Here is a 17,371-nt window from a genome sequence, read left to right on the forward strand (position 1 = left end):
AAATATCGCCGGGCTATGAGACGCATCAATACCATCCACTTTATTGGAATTGGTGGTGCGGGTATGGGCGGTATAGCAGAAGTGTTAGCGTATGAAGGTTACCGGATCACAGGGTCCGATATTGCGCAAAATGCGATGACAGAACGCTTATTAAAAGTGGGCGCAGAAATTTTTATTGGTCATGATGCGTCGAATGTCACCGATGCAGATGTGGTTGTGGTTTCTAGTGCAATCGATACTGCAAACCCTGAAATTGTGGCGGCTCAGCAAGCACGTATTCCCGTGGTGAGACGCGCAGAAATGCTGGCCGAATTAATGCGCTTTAGGCATGGGATTGCGGTTGCGGGCACGCATGGGAAAACGACAACCACAAGTCTTATAGCGAGCATTTTTGCGGAGGCGCAGCTTGATCCTACTTTCATTATTGGCGGCTTACTCAATAGTGCAGGTAGTAACGCAAAAGTTGGCAGTAGCGATGTTTTAATTGCTGAGGCTGATGAAAGTGATGCATCTTTTTTACATTTGCAGCCGATGGCATCGGTGATCACAAATATTGAAGCTGATCATATGGATACCTATGGCGGAGATTTTGAAAAGTTAAAAGATACGTATATCGACTTTATTCACAATTTACCATTTTATGGTTTAGCGGTTGTTTGCATTGATTCTCCGGTAGTGCGAGAGCTACTACCTAGATTTGCAAGGCCAACTATCACGTATGGCGAAAGTGAAGATGCTGATTATCGCATGATTGATTATGTGCAAGACGTTGGCAGTTGCCGCTTCACAGTATTACATAAATCAGGGTCTAGTATAGATATTACGCTAAATATGCCAGGTAAGCACAATGCGCTAAACGCAACCGCAGCGATTGCCATTGCAAAAGATCATGATATTGAATGTTCAGCCATACAGGCTGCATTACAAGAATTTGCTGGCATAGGGCGTCGTTTTCAACATTACGGTACTTTTAATAATGATTCAGGTGAAGTGATGTTGGTGGATGATTATGGACACCATCCATCTGAAGTTGCGGTAACGATTCAAGCTGCACGTGCGGGTTGGCCTGAGAAACGATTGGTCATGTTGTATCAGCCTCATCGATATACGCGTACGAGAGATCTGTATGAAGAGTTTGTTAAAGTGCTGGCAGAGGTTGATCAATTGATATTGCTAGATGTCTATGCCGCTGGTGAGTCTCCGATTGTTGGTGCAGACAGCAAAGCGTTATGCCGAAGCCTTAGACAACGCGGCATAGAACCGATTCATGTTGCTGAGCATGCTGAGTTACAAAACGTATTAGGAGACGTGATCCAAGATAAAGATCTAGTGATTACTCAAGGTGCAGGTAATATTGGTCAAATCGTGAAGCAGCTTGCCGCAACTGAATTATCAAAGCAAAGTTTAAAAGCGGAGAAACGATGAGTAAATTTGGTAAAGTAGCTGTTTTACTTGGAGGTAGTTCGGCAGAGCGTGAGGTTTCATTAGCTTCTGGCAATGCTATTGTTGAAGCACTTAAAAACCAGGGCGTGGATGTTATCGCATTTGATCCAGCACAACGCAGTGTTTCTGAACTTACCGCACTGAACGTTAAACGTGTTTTTATTGCTTTGCATGGTAGAGGCGGCGAAGATGGCACGGTGCAAGGCGCACTAGAATTTATGGGGATCCCATATACCGGCAGTGGTGTGCTAGGTAGTGCTTTGGCAATGGATAAAATTCGTTGTAAGCACCTATTTGAATCAGCCAAGCTAAGCACGGCCAAGTACGCTGTTGTTGATAAACATAGTGGCTATGATGCCAAAGCGATTATTAATGAGCTAGGTGAAGTGATAGTTAAACCAAGCCATGAAGGTTCAAGCGTTGGTATGGCTAAAGCCCATGATGAGCGCTCATTGATTGAAGCATTAACGGCGGCTTTTAAATTTGATAATCAAGTTTTGGTCGAGCAATGGATTGAAGGTCGTGAATTCACCGTCAGTATTTTAAATGGCGAGGCTTTGCCTGTGATTGAAATGCGCACACCGCGTGGGTTTTATGATTACCAAGCTAAATATAAAGAAAATACAACTGAGTACATTTGCCCTGCAGAATTAAACCCAGCTCATACGGAGCAACTTCAGGTCATGTCATTGCATGCATTTGAGTTAGTTGGGGCAACTGGTTGGGGCCGCGTTGATGCGATGCAAGATGCCAATGGCCAATTTTATTTATTGGAAGTAAATACGGTACCTGGGATGACCGAAACATCTTTGGTGCCAAAAGCTGCGAAATCTCAAGGCATTAACTTCGAGCAGTTAGTCGTTCGCATTTTGGAGCAAACGTTATAATATGCGCCCACATATAAAAAAGGCGTTTACAATGCTCAAAGGCCTTAATTGGCCTAGCGTGTTGGGAGTAAGCTTTTTTTTCGGCGTTTTATTGATGTTAGTGCAAAGTGTTTACTGGGTCAGTGATTGGTTGGTTGAGCATAGAGATGCACAGATAAAGACTTTAACAGTATTAGGGGATCCTCTTTATACTGATGAAGCTGAAATAGTTGAAGCGATAAAAAAAACAGATCTATCCAGTTTTTTTCAACTGAATGTAAAAGCCGTGCAGGCGGCCGTGAAAGATTTGCCTTGGGTTGCCAGTGTATCGGTACGTAAACAGTGGCCCGATACAATTCAGGTGTATGTGGTAGAACATAAACCGGTTGCATATTGGAATAGTGATTCACTGTTAAATGTAAATGGTACAATATTCCAAGCTGACAGTAATAGGCTATCTACAACTTTACCTCAGTTATACGGGCCAGAAGGCAGTGAGGTAGAAGCTTGGGAAACATTTTTGCAACTAAAAGAAATGTTAGCGGTCAATTCATTTGAATTAACAAGCCTTGCTTTATCCGAGCGGTTTGCTTGGCAACTGTGGCTAAAAAATGGCATCAAGCTCAATTTAGGCAGAGAAGAAAAGGCCAAAAGAGTGCAAAGGTTCATTGATGTGTATCCGTTGTTAGAAAGACCTGACGGAGCACTGCTGGATGTGATCGATTTGCGTTATGATACAGGGCTGGCGGTGAGTTGGAGATACCCCCAGGTACTAGAGAAAAAAGATAAGAGTAAAGCATGACCAAGTCAGCAGAAAGAAACTTAGTGATAGGACTGGATGTCGGCACTGCTAAAGTAGTGGCTACCGTCGGTGAGATCACATCTGATAATCAATTAAGTATTGTTGGCGTTGGTAACCAAGTTGCGCACGGTATGGATAAAGGTGGTGTAAACGATCTTAACTTGGTATCTGACTCAATTAAACGAGCGATTGATGAGGCTGAACTAATGGCAGACTGCAGAATTAGCTCAGTGTATTTGGGGATATCAGGTAAACACATTCAATGTCAGAATGAAAGCGGTGTGGTTGCAATTAATAACGCAGAAGTAACGGACGATGATATTGCAAATGTTATTCATATTGCCAGATCAGTGCCGATTTCCGCCGAAAGAAAGATGCTCCATTCGTTACCACAAGAGTACAGCATCGATATGCAAGAGGGGATAAAAAACCCACTAGGCATGAGCGGTGTTCGAATGGAAGCCAAAGCTCATATTATTACCTGTTCTAATGATATGGCTAAGAACATAGAAAAATGTGTTGAGCGGTGTGGTTTAGAAGTTGATCAGCTTACTTTTACAGCCTTAGCGTCTTGCTATTCTGTGCTAACAGAAGATGAAAAAGAGCTGGGTGCAGCGGTGGTTGATATCGGTGGGGGTACCATGGATATCGCTATTTACGTAAATGGTGCACTTCGCCATACTGCTGTGATCCCTGTAGCTGGTAATCAAGTTACAGGAGACATCGCAAAAATATTTAGGACACCTCTCTCACATGCTGAGTCTTTGAAGGTACAATATGCATTTGCCAGCAGCCAAATGGCCAGTGTTGAGGAAACCATCGAAGTTCCAAGTGTGGGCGGTCGACCTTCACGTATTATGTCACGTCATACGTTGTCAGAAGTGGTTGAACCAAGGTTTAGAGAGCTGTTTGAGTTAGTTCAAGAAGAGATTCGCCGTTCAGGATTTGAAGATCAAATCGCGGCAGGTGTTGTCATGACAGGTGGCAGTGCCAAAATGAAAGGGGCTTTGGAAGTCGCTGAAGACATATTCCAAATGCCTGTAAGGATAGGAAAACCTGTTGGGATCACGGGATTAACAGATTATGTTGATGATCCGGCATATGCAACAGCGGTAGGTTTGTTACAATACGGCCGCACGCTGCAAGCCAAAAATGCACAAAAGGCGAAGGTAGATGCCGAAGATGGTTGGTGGAGCCGAGTAACTAAATGGTTCCAAGGTGAGTTTTAAAGCTCAAGTCGGAGAGTGAAGATGTTTGATATTATGGAGCAACACGGCGAAGAAGCCGTAATTAAAGTAATTGGTGTTGGCGGCGGCGGCGGTAATGCTGTTGAGCACATGGTAAAGCAAGAAATAGAAGGTGTACGCTTCATCGTTGCAAATACCGACGCACAGGCACTGAGAAAGTCATCGGCAGATGTAACAGTACAATTAGGTACGCAAATTACACAAGGCTTAGGTGCTGGCGCTAACCCTGAAGTGGGTAAAAATGCAGCTGAAGAAGATGTCGAAACCATCAAGGCAAGTCTTGAGGGTGCTGACATGGTATTTATCGCTGCTGGCATGGGGGGCGGCACTGGCACTGGTGCTGCACCTGTGGTTGCTCGTGTGGCAAAAGAACTTGGCATTTTGACGGTTGCAGTTGTTACACGTCCATTCGATTTGGAAGGCAAAAAGCGCATGGCTGCTGCTGACCATGGTATTGGTGAACTGTCTGAAATTGTAGATTCGCTTATTACAATTCCTAACAACAAGTTACTGAAAGTGCTTGGCAAAGGGACTACATTATTAGACGCGTTTGCAAAAGCAAATGATGTATTGTACGGCGCTGTTCAAGGTATCGCAGAATTAATTACGCGTTCAGGTTTGATTAATGTCGACTTTGCTGATGTAAGAACTGTGATGTCAGCAATGGGCACTGCGATGATGGGGACTGCCGCAGCGTCAGGTCCAGATAGAGCACAAGAAGCGGCAGAAGCTGCAATTTCTAGTCCGCTACTTGAAGACGTTGACCTGACAGGTGCAAAAGGCATTCTTGTTAACATTACTGCGGGTATGGATATCACCATCGAAGAATTTGAAGTGGTTGGTAATCATGTAAAAGCATTGGCGTCTGAAAATGCCACGGTGGTAGTCGGCGCAGTGATTGACCCAGAAATGAGTGATGAGTTGAGAGTGACTGTTGTCGCGACGGGATTAGGGGGCGACCGTAAGCCTCAATTCGGTATCGTAGATAAAGGCATTCAAGGGCTTTCTAGTCAAGCTGCAACAGGTACACATGGACCAAGTCATACTAACGACGACTTTGTTCCAAGCTTTGGTGGCGCAGGTAACAAGCCTGTTGAAGCGCAGCCAAGTAGTGATACTGGTGCTGGATTTAATGCAGAGACCAATACAACATCAGTAAAAGAAGCGATTAAGACGACTGAACAATCAAAAGAGTCTGGTGAGAAAGAAAAAGGTGATTATTTCGACATTCCAGCATTTTTGAGAAAACAGTCAGATTAGGATAAATAATGACCGATTGGCAAGGGGTGTTAAATATGATACACTCCGCGGTCTATTAACTTAAAGTGGGCGAATATATGATTAAACAACGTACAATTGCTGAAGTTGTTAAAGCCACAGGTGTAGGTTTACACAAAGGTGAAAAGGTCACGATCACTCTCCGACCTGCGAGCGCAAATACAGGTGTTGTATTTCGTCGCGTAGATCTAGACCCAGTTGTCGATTTTGAGACGACCCCTGAAGCTGTGGGTGATACGCAATTATGTACTTGTTTAACGAACAAAGATGGTGTTCGCCTTTCTACGACTGAGCATTTAATTGCCGCAGTTGCAGCTTTAGGTATCGATAACTTGATTGTAGAACTCGACAGTGCAGAAGTGCCAATTATGGATGGTAGTGCATTACCATTTATTTATCTGTTGCAAAAAGGCGGTATTGCCGAGTTAAATACTGCTAAGCGCTTTATCCGCATCAAAGAAACTGTTCGTGTTGAAGATGGTGATAAATGGGCAGAGATTGAGCCATACGATGGCTTTCATATCGACTTTGAGATAGCGTTTGATCACCCTGCTATCAATGCAAGTCGTCAGCGTATTGGTCTAGATATCACAGCACAAAGCTTCACTGAAGAGATAAGTCGCGCGCGTACTTTTGGTTTTATGAAAGACATTGAATATATGCATGCTAATAACCTAGCTCTGGGTGGCAGCATGGATAACGCAGTTGTGTTGGATGACTTTAAAGTACTCAATCCGAATGGCCTCCGTTATAAAGATGAGTTTGTTAAACACAAGATCTTAGACTGTGTTGGCGACTTGTTTATGACTGGGCATAATATTCTCGGTAAAGTGACCTGTTATAAATCAGGTCATGGCTTAAACAATAAACTACTACGTGAAGTGATGGCCAATGAGCAAGCGTGGGAGTGGGTAACCTTTGATGAACCGGTGACAATGCCAGCCCCAGGGTTGGAAGCCAGTCAACAAGTTACCGTCGGATAAGAAATGACGCGAAAGCGTCATTTTTTTTTGCCTGTTTTATAAATAAAAAGCTTATTTTTTTGCGTGTTGGGCGAGCTTCAATAGTCTCTCTTTGAGCCCTTCAGGGGCTGATTCGGCCAACATGGTGAGTTGCTCTGCTGTGGACTCACTAAGTTTATGTTGTTTTGCGGGTTTGTTTTGAGAGCTGACAGTGCGCTGTGCTAAACGTTGCTGGGCTTCTGGGTTTGTGGTTATTTTGACTTGGCTACAATCGTGAAAGCCAGATTGCCTAAATTCAGATAATATTTCCATTTTTAGATAACCAAGGCGTGTTGCTAATGTAGCAGAAGCGGCTTCAATACACAGTGTGCCTTGATGATAATTGGAGACTCGGCATTTCTTACTTAAAATAGGGCCTAATGCTTTATTTAAAGGAGCTTGTAAGGCTGCAATATCTTGCGCCTTCTCGACATAGTTGGAGAGTTTATTAGACCACTTTGGAGCCAGCTCTGAGAGTGATTTAGGGTCAAATCTATTTTTTGCCATGCCGGACCTCCATCAATGGCGTTCTATCACTATCTATATTCTACCTTATTTTTAGTATTTGGTATCGTTAGGGATTGTTAAAAGCAAGCTGAATGCCTCAAGGTAAAATCTCCTTCTTTTATTGCACTTGAAGTTTCGGATAGTTATCCCCATATCTGCATAATTACCAAACAATACCGTCATATCCGATGGGTAATATTTAAGTGATCATATGCGTTATTGCGTGTATTCTTGAAACGCCTTGGCGACAGATATGTTATTAAATGGGAACAGTTTTCGCTTAGGTGGTTTGCAGATGCGCATAGTCTGGTATGATAGGTATAAAATTAACTCGGCACACAGCACAAACACGACTTTGTCGCCAACAGGACTTAGTAAGCCTTTTGGGAATACGCGAATGCACGGGCTTACAAACATAAGATTGAAATGGTTTAAACATGATAACTAAAATTTTTACCAAGATTTTTGGTAGCCGTAACGACCGGATGATCAAAAATTTACGCAAAACGGTCGCTTTAGTTAATGCTTTAGAAGAGCAGTATAGCAAGCTATCTGATGAAGAACTAAAAGCAAAAACAGCAGAGTTTAGACAAAGATTTGAGCAAGGAACCAGCTTAGACGAATTACTTCCTGAAGCATTCGCTACAGTTCGTGAGGCCTCAAAACGCGTCTTTGAAATGCGTCATTTTGACGTGCAAATGATTGGTGGTATGGTGCTGCATCAAGGCCGTATTTCTGAGATGCGTACGGGTGAGGGTAAAACGCTTACCGCTACGTTACCAGCTTACCTAAATGGTATAACAGGTAAAGGTGTTCATGTTATCACCGTCAATGATTATTTGGCTAAACGTGACGCTGAAAACAACCGCCCATTGTTCGAATTTTTAGGTTTGAGTGTTGGTTGTAATATACCAGGCATGATGCCTGCACAGAAGAAAGAAGCGTACGCGGCAGATATTACATACGGTACAAATAATGAGTTTGGTTTCGATTATCTGCGTGACAACATGGCGTTTAGTATTGAAGAACGGGTTCAACGCCCTTTGCATTACGCGGTTGTGGATGAAGTCGACTCAATCTTAATTGATGAAGCTAGAACGCCATTAATAATTTCCGGCCCAGCTGAAGACAGCTCAGAGCTATACACACAAATCAACAAAATCGTTCCTGAGCTAGTTCAACAAGAAAAAGAAGATGAGGAAGGTGTTGAGGGCGATGGTGATTACACGATCGATGAAAAATCAAAACAAGCACACCTGACAGAACGTGGCCAAGTCAATGTTGAAGAGTTACTGATTAAGCATGGTCTGATCGAAGAGGATGACTCTTTATATTCAGCGGGTAATATTACCCTGTTGAGCCATGTTTACGCAGCACTTCGCGCGCACAAGTTATACCAGAAAGACGTTGACTATGTTGTAAAAGATAACGAAGTCATCATCGTTGATGAGCACACTGGTCGTACTATGGAAGGGCGTCGTTGGTCTGAAGGCTTACACCAAGCAGTTGAAGCAAAAGAAGGTGTGCGTATTCAAAATGAAAACCAGACATTGGCTTCAATTACGTTCCAGAATTACTTCCGTCTTTATGAAAAACTGTCAGGCATGACAGGAACCGCAGATACAGAAGCATTTGAGTTCCAGTCTATTTATGGCCTTGATACGGTTGTTATTCCGACAAACAAACCAATGATCCGTGATGATCGTGCAGACTTAGTGTACTTAACACAAGAAGAAAAGTTTGAAGCAATCTTAACTGACATTAGAGATTGTCAAAAACGCGGACAACCTGTGCTTGTCGGTACTATTTCAATTGAAAGCTCTGAGTATTTATCTCACTTCCTGCGCAAAGAGAAAATTGAGCACAATGTTTTAAATGCTAAATTCCACGCGCAAGAAGCGGATATTATTGCTGATGCAGGTTTGCCTGGCAATGTGACGATTGCAACGAATATGGCGGGTCGTGGTACGGATATCATGTTAGGTGGTAACTGGCAGAATGATATTGCTAAGCTTGATAACCCGACAGAAGAGCAAATTGAGCAAGCGAAAGCGAAATGGAAAGATCTTCATGACAAAGTACTTGAGGCTGGCGGCTTACATATCATCGGTACGGAGCGACATGAATCGCGTCGTATAGATAACCAATTACGTGGTCGCTCTGGTCGTCAAGGTGATGCCGGTTCGAGTCGTTTCTACTTATCAATGGACGATGCATTGATGCGTATTTTCGCAGGCGAGCGTATGACAGCGATGATGCGCAAACTTGGCATGCAACGTGGCGAAGCCATTGAACACCCTTGGGTGAACCGTGCAATTGAAAATGCCCAGCGCAAGGTGGAAGCTCGTAACTTCGATATTCGTAAACAACTTCTTGAGTATGATGATGTTGCAAGTGATCAACGTCGCGTCGTGTATGAGCAGCGTAATGAGTTGCTTGAAGAAGGTGATATCTCAGAAACAGTCAATGCGATCCGCAGTGATGTACTCAACAGTACAATTGATCGCTTTATTCCACCACAAAGTTTGGCCGAGATGTGGGATATTCCAGGTTTAGAAGAACGCCTGAAAGCAGACTTATTGCTAGAGCTACCAATCGCGAAATGGCTTGAAGAAGATAGCAAGCTGTATGAAGAGTCCTTAAGAGAGCGTATCGTTGAGGAAGCAGAGAAAGCATATAAGCAAAAAGAAGAGCAAGTAGGTGTAGACGTACTTCGTCACTTCGAAAAAGCAGTTATGTTACAAAGCCTTGACCAGCACTGGAAAGATCATTTGGCTGCAATGGATCACCTACGTCAAGGTATTCATTTACGCGGTTATGCACAGAAGAATCCGAAGCAAGAGTACAAGCGTGAATCATTTGAATTGTTCTCAAATATGCTTGAAACATTGAAGGTTGATGTAGTCGGTGTGCTGAGCAAAGTGCAGGTACGTGCTGAAGAAGATGTTGAAAAAGTGGAAGAGCAGCATCGTCGCAGTGAGCAAATGCCAAGACAATATCAACATGAAGAAGCTGAAACGGTGGGTGGTGAAGCGCCTCAAGGTGCTGCAATTGCAGCTCGTGCTGAGCCTAAGGTGGGCCGTAATGAACCTTGCCCTTGTGGTTCAGGTAAAAAATATAAGCAGTGCTGTGGTAAGTTAAGCTAAGCTGAGCTAAGCAGTCACGCTATTTAATGTAAAAGCGACCTTTGGTCGCTTTTTTTATGAGATATTATGATGAATAAAAAAGTAGTTAATGTGGCGGTTGGTGTCATTGTTAAAGAAGACCAATATTTTGTCTGCAAACGCAGCGATGAACAGCACCAAGGTGGGCTTTGGGAATTCCCAGGCGGTAAAGTTGAGAAAAATGAAAGTGTAGAGCAAGCGCTTGTTAGGGAGCTTGCTGAAGAGATAGGGATTGAGGTGAAAAGCTCGTCACATTTGCTGACCATTGAGCATGATTATGGTGATAAAGCAGTCCGCTTAGTCGTGCATACGGTTGCGGACTTTACGGGTGAGGCGAGAGGTCTGGAAGGGCAGCCATCGCAATGGGTTGATCTTGAAAAACTAAAAGAGCTGGCATTTCCGTCAGCGAATGTGGCAATTATTGAAGCTTTATCAACTAAAAAATAAGCCGTTACAATTGAGTATGACCTCGAGGATTTGAATCTAATGTACTGCGAGGTATTATTCATATATGTTTCTAAAGGAGCCAGCATTTATGCGTAAAACATTCGCAGCAATTAGTGTGGCGATGGCACTTGGCCTCGTTGGCTGTAGTGAGCAGCCACAAACTCAACCAACAGCTGAAGTTGTGCAGCAACAGACACTGAGTTCAGGTATTGAACTTGCTAACATAGACTCGTCAATTCGACCCCAAGACGATTTTTATCGTCATGTAAACGGCAAGTGGTTAGCGCGCACAGAGATTCCCGCCGACAAATCAAATTATGGTTCTTTTACTGAGCTTAATGAAAAGTCTCAAGCTGCATTAAAAGTGATCTTAGAAAGCGCGGCAAAAGACGCTTCAGCTACCCCTGGCAGCGATGAATACAAACTTGGGGCATTTTACAAAAGTTACACCGATGAGCTCGCAAGAGAAGAAATAGGTGTAGCAGCATTAGATGAGTACTTATCACCCATTAAAGCGCTTACGAAAAAATCTCAACTACCATCGCTGATTGCCAAATTGCAGTTGCAAGGGGGCACTACCCCTTTTTCTTGGTATGTGTACAACGATGCTAAAAACTCAACCGTAAATGCAATGTACTTGTATCAATCTGGTTTAGGGTTACCAGATCGTGATTTTTATCTTAAAGACACTGAGAAGTTCATTAATAATCGAACTGCTTATCAAACCTATATTACCAATATATTGTTTGAGTTTGGCTTCGATGAAAAAGGAGCCGAGCAAGCTGCAACAGATATTCTCGCCTTAGAAACCGAGATTGCCAAGGCACAATGGACGCGTGTCGATAGCCGAGATGCTTCGAAAACTTACAATAAGCTGACGGTAGATAAGCTGAATGAACAGATGGGAGAGTTTGATGTCACAGCGTATTTCAATACGTTAGGCGTTAAAACCGATAAGGTTATTGTGTCACAGCCCTCTTATTTTACGCAGCTGTCAAATATCGTGAATAACACAGACATTGCTGTATGGCGCGCTTACTTTACTTTTCATTTTGCTAGCAATTATGCAGAACTGCTTGAGCGTAAAATAGTTGACCTACGCTTTGGCTTTTACGGCAAAACTTTAAGAGGGTTAGAAGCGCAGTCTCCAATGTGGAAAAAGGCCGCTGACGCAAGTAATGACGTTTTGGGTGAGCTGTTAGGCAAAATTTATGTCAAAGAGCATTTCCCACCAGAAGCCAAAGCACGTATGCAAGACATGGTAGATAATTTGATCCTTGGTTTTGATAAATCTATCGATGATTTAGAATGGATGAGTGCACAGACGAAAGCAGCAGCAAAAGCTAAGTTGGCAAAGTTCACCCCTAAAATTGGTTACCCAGATAAGTGGCGTGATTACTCTGGGTTAGAAATTAGCGCAGATGATTTGGTCGGTAACTATGTGCGCTATAACGAGTGGTCATATCGTGCGATGATCGACGATTTGGATAAGCCCGTAGATCGTTCAAGGTGGTATATGACACCTCAAACGGTCAACGCATATTATAATCCAGTTAATAATGAAATTGTCTTTCCTGCTGCGATTTTACAACCGCCATTCTTTAATTTAGAAGCCGATGATGCCGTGAACTATGGTGCTATAGGTGCGGTAATAGGGCATGAAATTGGTCATGGGTTTGATGACCAAGGTGCCAAATATGATGGTGATGGTAATTTAAGAAACTGGTGGACAGAGAGTGATCTATCTCAGTTCGAAGCTCGTGGAAAGCAGCTGATTAATCAGTTTAATGGTTTCAAGCCATTTGATGATGTGCATGTGAATGGTGAGCTCACTTTAGGTGAAAACATAGGCGATTTAGGCGGCTTAACTGTGGCTTATCAAGCCTATAAGTTATCGCTCGATGGTAAAGAAGCACCTGTTATAGATGGTTACACAGGCTCACAACGTTTCTTTATGGGTTGGGGACAGATTTGGCGTCGTGAGTATCGAGAAGAAGAACTACGAAATCGTTTGATGACTGACTCTCATTCACCAAGTGAATATCGTGTTATTGGTATTTTATCAAATATGCCACAGTTCCATGAAGCATTTGATGTGCAAGAAGGCGATGGTATGTATAAAAAACCTGAGGAACGAGTGAAGATCTGGTAACGAACATATACGAATAAAAACCCGCTTTGAGTTAATCTTGAGCGGGTTTTTTTGTGGAATAAACGGGCTTTTTTAAAATTTGATAGCGCTGTCATTTTTTCTTCTATATGATGAAAAGCTAACAATAAGTTGGTTATTGCTATTAATTTGAGTCACATATTTCCTATCGCTGCGTAATATCATAAATCGTATAATTCAGAATGCGTAACGCTTGGGATAAGCTTTTGCTAAAATGTGGTTTCAAGGAATAGCCTTTAGGAGCTAATATGAATCTACGAAAAAATCTGCTTGCGCAGATGTTTGCAACGACGCTGGTCACTGCCTCGTGGGGCGCAAGTGCGATGCTTTCTCAACCTCAGCTAGACGCGTTTGCTAAAGATACACAACTCACTTTCGCAGTAGAAAATAACTTCCATGGTGGTGCTGGTAGTTTCATCGGCTCTGTGACATTAGAAAATCGTTCGAATGTTGCTTTGCCCAAAGGGGAAAGTGATTGGCAGATCTACGTACATTCAGTTAGAAAAATTAAAACATTAGCGTCAGCTGGTCTGCGTATTGAGCATGTTAATGGTGATTTGCATCGCTTTGTGCCTACTCCTGAGTTCGCAGGACTCGCCGCGAATGAATCGCTCAAAATTGAATTTGAAGCGGCAGCTTGGATAGCTGCATACACCGATTTTATGCCGCGCGCATTTATTATATCTGGTCAGTCTTTACCTGTGATTTTTGCGAATACAGATACTGAAGACATGTCGTCATTCGTGGCGCCGATTGAGCGAGAAAACCAACTGAAAAGGCATAATGAGCCATTAGATTATTCCCCATTGGCTACTGCTGCTTGGCGATATGAGCACAACGCGCATAACGTCAAAGTTGACAAAGAAGCTGCGCTGAAACGTATTATCCCTAAACCTCAAAATGTTGATTTTAATCGTGGTGTGGCTCAGTTAAATGATAAATGGCAAATTCGTTTTGCAGGACGTTTGAAGTCTGAAGTGGTGGTTTTTCAGGAGGATCTAAGTGAATTTGGTTTAACTCTGGATGCAAAAGCGGATCACATTTCGGCAGGCAAAGTTCCTACCATTTTCCTCAAAGTTGACGCGCAAGAAGGGCACTATTCAGGTCAATCAGGCAGTTACAAGCTCGAAGTAGATGACGATAAAATAGAAATCATAGGTGCAGATAATGCGGGTGTATTCTATGGGATCCAAAGCCTATTAGCCCTGTTTACCAAGGTACCGGACGGCACTGTAGAAGTGCCAAATGTAGAGATTGACGATACGCCGAGGTATGGCTGGCGTGGTATGCATTATGATAATGCGCGAAATTACCATGGTAAAGACGCTTTATTTAAGCTTGTTGAGCAAATGGCTCGTTATAAGCTAAATAAATTTCATTGGCATTTCTCGGATGATGAAGGCTGGCGCTTAGAAATCCCAGGTTTACCCGAGTTATCGGAAATTGGCGGTTATCGCTGCTTTGATTTAGAAGAACGTTCCTGTTTGCTTACTCAGCTTGGTACGGGTCCATTTAAGACGGGTTCTGGAAATGGTTATCTATCAAGAGCAGACTTTGTTGAGCTGTTAAAATTTGCTAAAGCTAGGCACATAGATATCATTCCAGAAATTGAAGGTCCAGGCCATGCACGTGCAGCTATCAAAGCGATGGAAGCGAGATATCATAGATTGATGGAGCAGGGGCTAGAGGCTGAAGCGCGTGCTTTCTTATTGAGTGATCCTGAAGACAAATCTGAATATTTAACGGTACAAAACTACACTGATAATTCGTTTAATGTGTGTATGGACTCTACGTATGCCTTCGTTGAAAAGGTGACTTATGAGCTTCAAGGCATGTATCGTGAAGCGGGTACGCGATTAGAAAATTTGCACTTTGGTGGTGATGAAGTAGGTGCGGGTTCTTGGACGAAATCACCTGCATGTAATGCCTTATTTAATGAAGCGAATAATGGCATTGCAGGGCCTGCGGATCTGAAACCTTACTTCACGCAGCGCATTGCGAAAATCTTTGCAAAACGCGGTATTGCACCGGGCGCTTGGGAAGATGGTCTGATGTATGACCGTGTTAATCCGTTTAAACGTGATGAGTTCCCTAACCAAGTCTTCACTGCTAACGTATGGGATAATATCTGGGAGTGGGGAGTCGCAGACAGGGCTTATCGTTTGGCTAATGATGGTTATCAGGTCGTGTTATCTCACGGTACACATTTATACTTTGACCATCCTTATGAAGCACACCCAGCTGAACGTGGTTATTATTGGGCTGCAAGGTATACAGACACCAAAAAAGCATTTAGTTATATGCCTGATGATGCCTATGCTAACGCAGACTTTACCCGTAATGGCGAAGCGATTGACAATTTAGAAGCGCTTGTTGGTCGACCATTACCAAAGCTCGAAAAACCTGAAAATATCTTGGGTATGCAAGGGCAGGTATGGACTGAAACGATCCGCACTGAAGATCAGGTGATGGCGATGATGTTCCCACGTGTTTTGACCGTTGCTGAGCGCGCATGGCATAAAGCAAGCTGGGAAGGTGAGCAGCCAAATGAAAAAGCACGAGCAACTGACTGGCAAGAATTTTCAGCGACACTGGCGTTAAAAGAATTGAATCGATTGGTTGCGGACGGTGTGAATGTTAACTTACCTGTGCCTGGTGCGGTGATCAAAGATGGTCAGTTATTAGCGAATAGTGCATTTTCATTTTTGACAATTGAAGTGAGCTTGGACGCGGGTAAATCATGGCAAACATATTCAGGTCCGATGTCAGTAAGTAATTCATCAGATGTGCGTTTGAGAACGACATTAGATGGCAAAAAGTACAGTCGAATTACAGGTTTAGACTAAACCTACTGATAATTTAAAATTTAAATAGGGGCGTTTGCCCCTTTTTTAAATCCAGTTTAGTATAATTTCTAACTAGAAATACGTGTAAAATTAACGTAAAGTTAAATGTCAGCGCTGTCATTTTTGCTGTGTGAACTTATTTTCATTGCAGCACTGACACTGCTGAAAGGCTTTAAGCCTTGGAAAGCGGGCACAAAAACAACATATATCGTGTACCTGTGATAAGTGGTCACAAGTGCAACTTGTCATAAGATTTTATTGCAACAAGAAGAGTATTATGGAAGCAACAGTGGATATGAACGAAAAAGCGAAGCAGAGTGTCTGGTTGCCGATGACACTGGCTGGTTCTATGTTTTTTATATTGGGGTGTATAACCTGGTTGAACGGCGCTATCACTCCATTTTTACAGCAGATGCTTGAACTATCGCCGTTACAAGCGTCATTTATTATATCGTCATTTTATATTGCCGTAACGATTGCAGGTATCCCATCTGCAATGGTGATTAAAAAAGTGGGATATAAAAATGGTATGGCAGTAGGCTGTGTGATCATGGCTTTGTCAGCGCTACTATATATTCCTGCAGCCAAGATGCAGGCAATTGAAATATTCCTTTTAGCGCAGCTATTAATTGGTGTTGGTCAAACCGTATTACAAACTGCCGTTAACCCATATGTCGTAAAAATGGGCTCTGAAAAGTCAGCGGCGGTGCGTGTATGTATAATGGGCCTATTAAATAAGTCAGCTGGTGTGATTGTACCTATTGTGTTTGCTGCGGTTGTGGTAAGCGGGGTCGTTAATGGTGGTGAAAGTTTATCGCAAGAACAAAAAGATGCGATGGCAAATAGCTTAATAGCGCCTTACCTAGCCATTTCTGGTTTAATATTTTTATTTGCACTATTCGCAAAGTTTGCGCCTCTTCCAGACTTGGTATTTGAAGAAGAAAGTAAAACATCAAAAGGTGAATTAAGAGAAGCCTTACAACACCCTCACTTAGTGTTAGGTGTAATCGGTATTGCATTATATGTTGCAGTTGAAGTTATTGCAGCAGATACGATTGGTTCTTATGCACTACACTTAGGTATTGCTGATTATTCGATTATGACATCATATACCATGGGTTGTATGCTTCTTGGTTACGCAATTGGTATTGTCTTAATTCCTCGTTTTATGTCTCAACAGAGTGCTTTAGTGATGTCGGGCATAGCTGGTATTTTCACTGTGCTTGCTGTTGTAATGGGTGATAACAACTCTTTTGCACTTTCTAATCTATTGTTAGTGCCTTTTGGTGGACCTCAGCTACCAGATCCGTTATTGTGTATCGCATTGCTCGGTTTTGCTAATGCAATGGTATGGCCTGCGATTTGGCCGCTGGCATTAGATGGCCTTGGCCGACTGACTGGTACGGCTTCTGGCTTACTGATAATGGGTATTGCCGGTGGTGCTTTAGGTCCATTGCTTATTGGTTTAGGTAATGTTGCAGGCCTTGGTGCACAAGGTGCATACAGCTTAATGATCCCAAGTTACATATTTATACTTTTCTATGCTTTGAAAGGTCACAAAATGAGAAGCTGGAAATAAGTAAACAGAATTTCTATTTAT

The 17,371-nt window shown here is 42.8% G+C and carries 12 protein-coding genes; 11 read left to right on the top strand and 1 reads right to left on the bottom strand.

What is annotated here, in order from left to right:
- The first annotated feature begins 15 nt into the window (after positions 1-15).
- The 6 genes from murC to lpxC all read left to right on the top strand — a co-directional run bounded on the left by murC (position 16) and on the right by lpxC (position 6,619).
- Entirely contained in the window at positions 16-1,425 is a 1,410-nt protein-coding gene (gene murC, locus N473_RS23825; RefSeq protein WP_063370113.1) for a UDP-N-acetylmuramate--L-alanine ligase, read from the top strand.
- Positions 1,422-2,330, top strand: a complete 909-nt coding sequence (locus N473_RS23830) for a D-alanine--D-alanine ligase (RefSeq protein WP_063370114.1) — start codon at positions 1,422-1,424, stop codon at positions 2,328-2,330. The genes murC and N473_RS23830 overlap by 4 nt, the downstream gene beginning before the upstream one ends.
- A gap of 1 nt (position 2,331) precedes the next feature.
- A complete protein-coding gene (locus N473_RS23835) occupies positions 2,332-3,111 on the top strand; it encodes a cell division protein FtsQ/DivIB (RefSeq protein ID WP_063370115.1) in 780 nt (259 codons plus the stop codon).
- Complete coding sequence (gene ftsA / locus N473_RS23840; RefSeq protein WP_039608215.1) at positions 3,108-4,340, top strand: cell division protein FtsA; 1,233 nt, start codon at positions 3,108-3,110, stop codon at positions 4,338-4,340. Before N473_RS23835 ends, ftsA begins: the two co-directional genes overlap by 4 nt.
- Positions 4,341-4,361: 21 nt before the next feature.
- Positions 4,362-5,618: a cell division protein FtsZ gene (gene ftsZ / locus N473_RS23845; RefSeq protein ID WP_063370116.1), complete on the top strand. Its 1,257-nt coding sequence runs from the start codon at positions 4,362-4,364 to the stop codon at positions 5,616-5,618.
- Between the two features lie 77 nt (positions 5,619-5,695).
- A complete protein-coding gene (lpxC, locus tag N473_RS23850) occupies positions 5,696-6,619 on the top strand; it encodes a UDP-3-O-acyl-N-acetylglucosamine deacetylase (RefSeq protein WP_063370117.1) in 924 nt (307 codons plus the stop codon).
- Positions 6,620-6,670: 51 nt separating this feature from the next.
- Here lpxC and N473_RS23855 read toward each other — a convergent pair whose 3' ends face one another.
- Entirely contained in the window at positions 6,671-7,144 is a 474-nt protein-coding gene (locus tag N473_RS23855; RefSeq protein WP_063370118.1) for a DUF721 domain-containing protein, read from the bottom strand.
- 437 nt (positions 7,145-7,581) lie between these two features.
- Here N473_RS23855 and secA point away from each other — a divergent pair, with 437 nt between their 5' ends.
- The 5 genes from secA to nagP all read left to right on the top strand — a co-directional run bounded on the left by secA (position 7,582) and on the right by nagP (position 17,350).
- Positions 7,582-10,290 (top strand): preprotein translocase subunit SecA, encoded by a 2,709-nt coding sequence (secA, locus tag N473_RS23860; RefSeq protein ID WP_063370119.1) that lies wholly within the window; start codon positions 7,582-7,584, stop codon positions 10,288-10,290.
- Positions 10,291-10,359: 69 nt separating this feature from the next.
- Positions 10,360-10,755 (top strand): 8-oxo-dGTP diphosphatase MutT, encoded by a 396-nt coding sequence (gene mutT, locus N473_RS23865; RefSeq protein WP_063370239.1) that lies wholly within the window; start codon positions 10,360-10,362, stop codon positions 10,753-10,755.
- Positions 10,756-10,843: 88 nt separating this feature from the next.
- Positions 10,844-12,907 (top strand): M13 family metallopeptidase, encoded by a 2,064-nt coding sequence (locus N473_RS23870; RefSeq protein WP_063370120.1) that lies wholly within the window; start codon positions 10,844-10,846, stop codon positions 12,905-12,907.
- A 266-nt stretch (positions 12,908-13,173) separates the two neighbouring features.
- Positions 13,174-15,771, top strand: coding sequence for a family 20 glycosylhydrolase (locus N473_RS23875; protein WP_063370121.1), 2,598 nt, complete (start codon positions 13,174-13,176; stop codon positions 15,769-15,771).
- 277 nt (positions 15,772-16,048) lie between these two features.
- Complete coding sequence (nagP, locus tag N473_RS23880; RefSeq protein ID WP_063370122.1) at positions 16,049-17,350, top strand: N-acetylglucosamine MFS transporter NagP; 1,302 nt, start codon at positions 16,049-16,051, stop codon at positions 17,348-17,350.
- Positions 17,351-17,371: the final 21 nt, after the last annotated feature.

The sequence above is a fragment of the Pseudoalteromonas luteoviolacea CPMOR-1 genome (assembly GCF_001625685.1).
Lineage (GTDB): Bacteria > Pseudomonadota > Gammaproteobacteria > Enterobacterales > Alteromonadaceae > Pseudoalteromonas > Pseudoalteromonas luteoviolacea_K.

What these genes read in the sequence shown, in the direction of transcription:
- murC (WP_063370113.1), top strand. Translation starts at nt 16, where the DNA reads ATGAGACGCATCAATACCATCCACTTTATTGGAATTGGTGGTGCGGGT.
- N473_RS23830 (WP_063370114.1), top strand. Translation starts at nt 1,422, where the DNA reads ATGAGTAAATTTGGTAAAGTAGCTGTTTTACTTGGAGGTAGTTCGGCA.
- N473_RS23835 (WP_063370115.1), top strand. Translation starts at nt 2,332, where the DNA reads ATGCGCCCACATATAAAAAAGGCGTTTACAATGCTCAAAGGCCTTAAT.
- ftsA (WP_039608215.1), top strand. Translation starts at nt 3,108, where the DNA reads ATGACCAAGTCAGCAGAAAGAAACTTAGTGATAGGACTGGATGTCGGC.
- ftsZ (WP_063370116.1), top strand. Translation starts at nt 4,362, where the DNA reads ATGTTTGATATTATGGAGCAACACGGCGAAGAAGCCGTAATTAAAGTA.
- lpxC (WP_063370117.1), top strand. Translation starts at nt 5,696, where the DNA reads ATGATTAAACAACGTACAATTGCTGAAGTTGTTAAAGCCACAGGTGTA.
- N473_RS23855 (WP_063370118.1), bottom strand. Translation starts at nt 7,144, where the DNA reads ATGGCAAAAAATAGATTTGACCCTAAATCACTCTCAGAGCTGGCTCCA.
- secA (WP_063370119.1), top strand. Translation starts at nt 7,582, where the DNA reads ATGATAACTAAAATTTTTACCAAGATTTTTGGTAGCCGTAACGACCGG.
- mutT (WP_063370239.1), top strand. Translation starts at nt 10,360, where the DNA reads ATGAATAAAAAAGTAGTTAATGTGGCGGTTGGTGTCATTGTTAAAGAA.
- N473_RS23870 (WP_063370120.1), top strand. Translation starts at nt 10,844, where the DNA reads ATGCGTAAAACATTCGCAGCAATTAGTGTGGCGATGGCACTTGGCCTC.
- N473_RS23875 (WP_063370121.1), top strand. Translation starts at nt 13,174, where the DNA reads ATGAATCTACGAAAAAATCTGCTTGCGCAGATGTTTGCAACGACGCTG.
- nagP (WP_063370122.1), top strand. Translation starts at nt 16,049, where the DNA reads ATGGAAGCAACAGTGGATATGAACGAAAAAGCGAAGCAGAGTGTCTGG.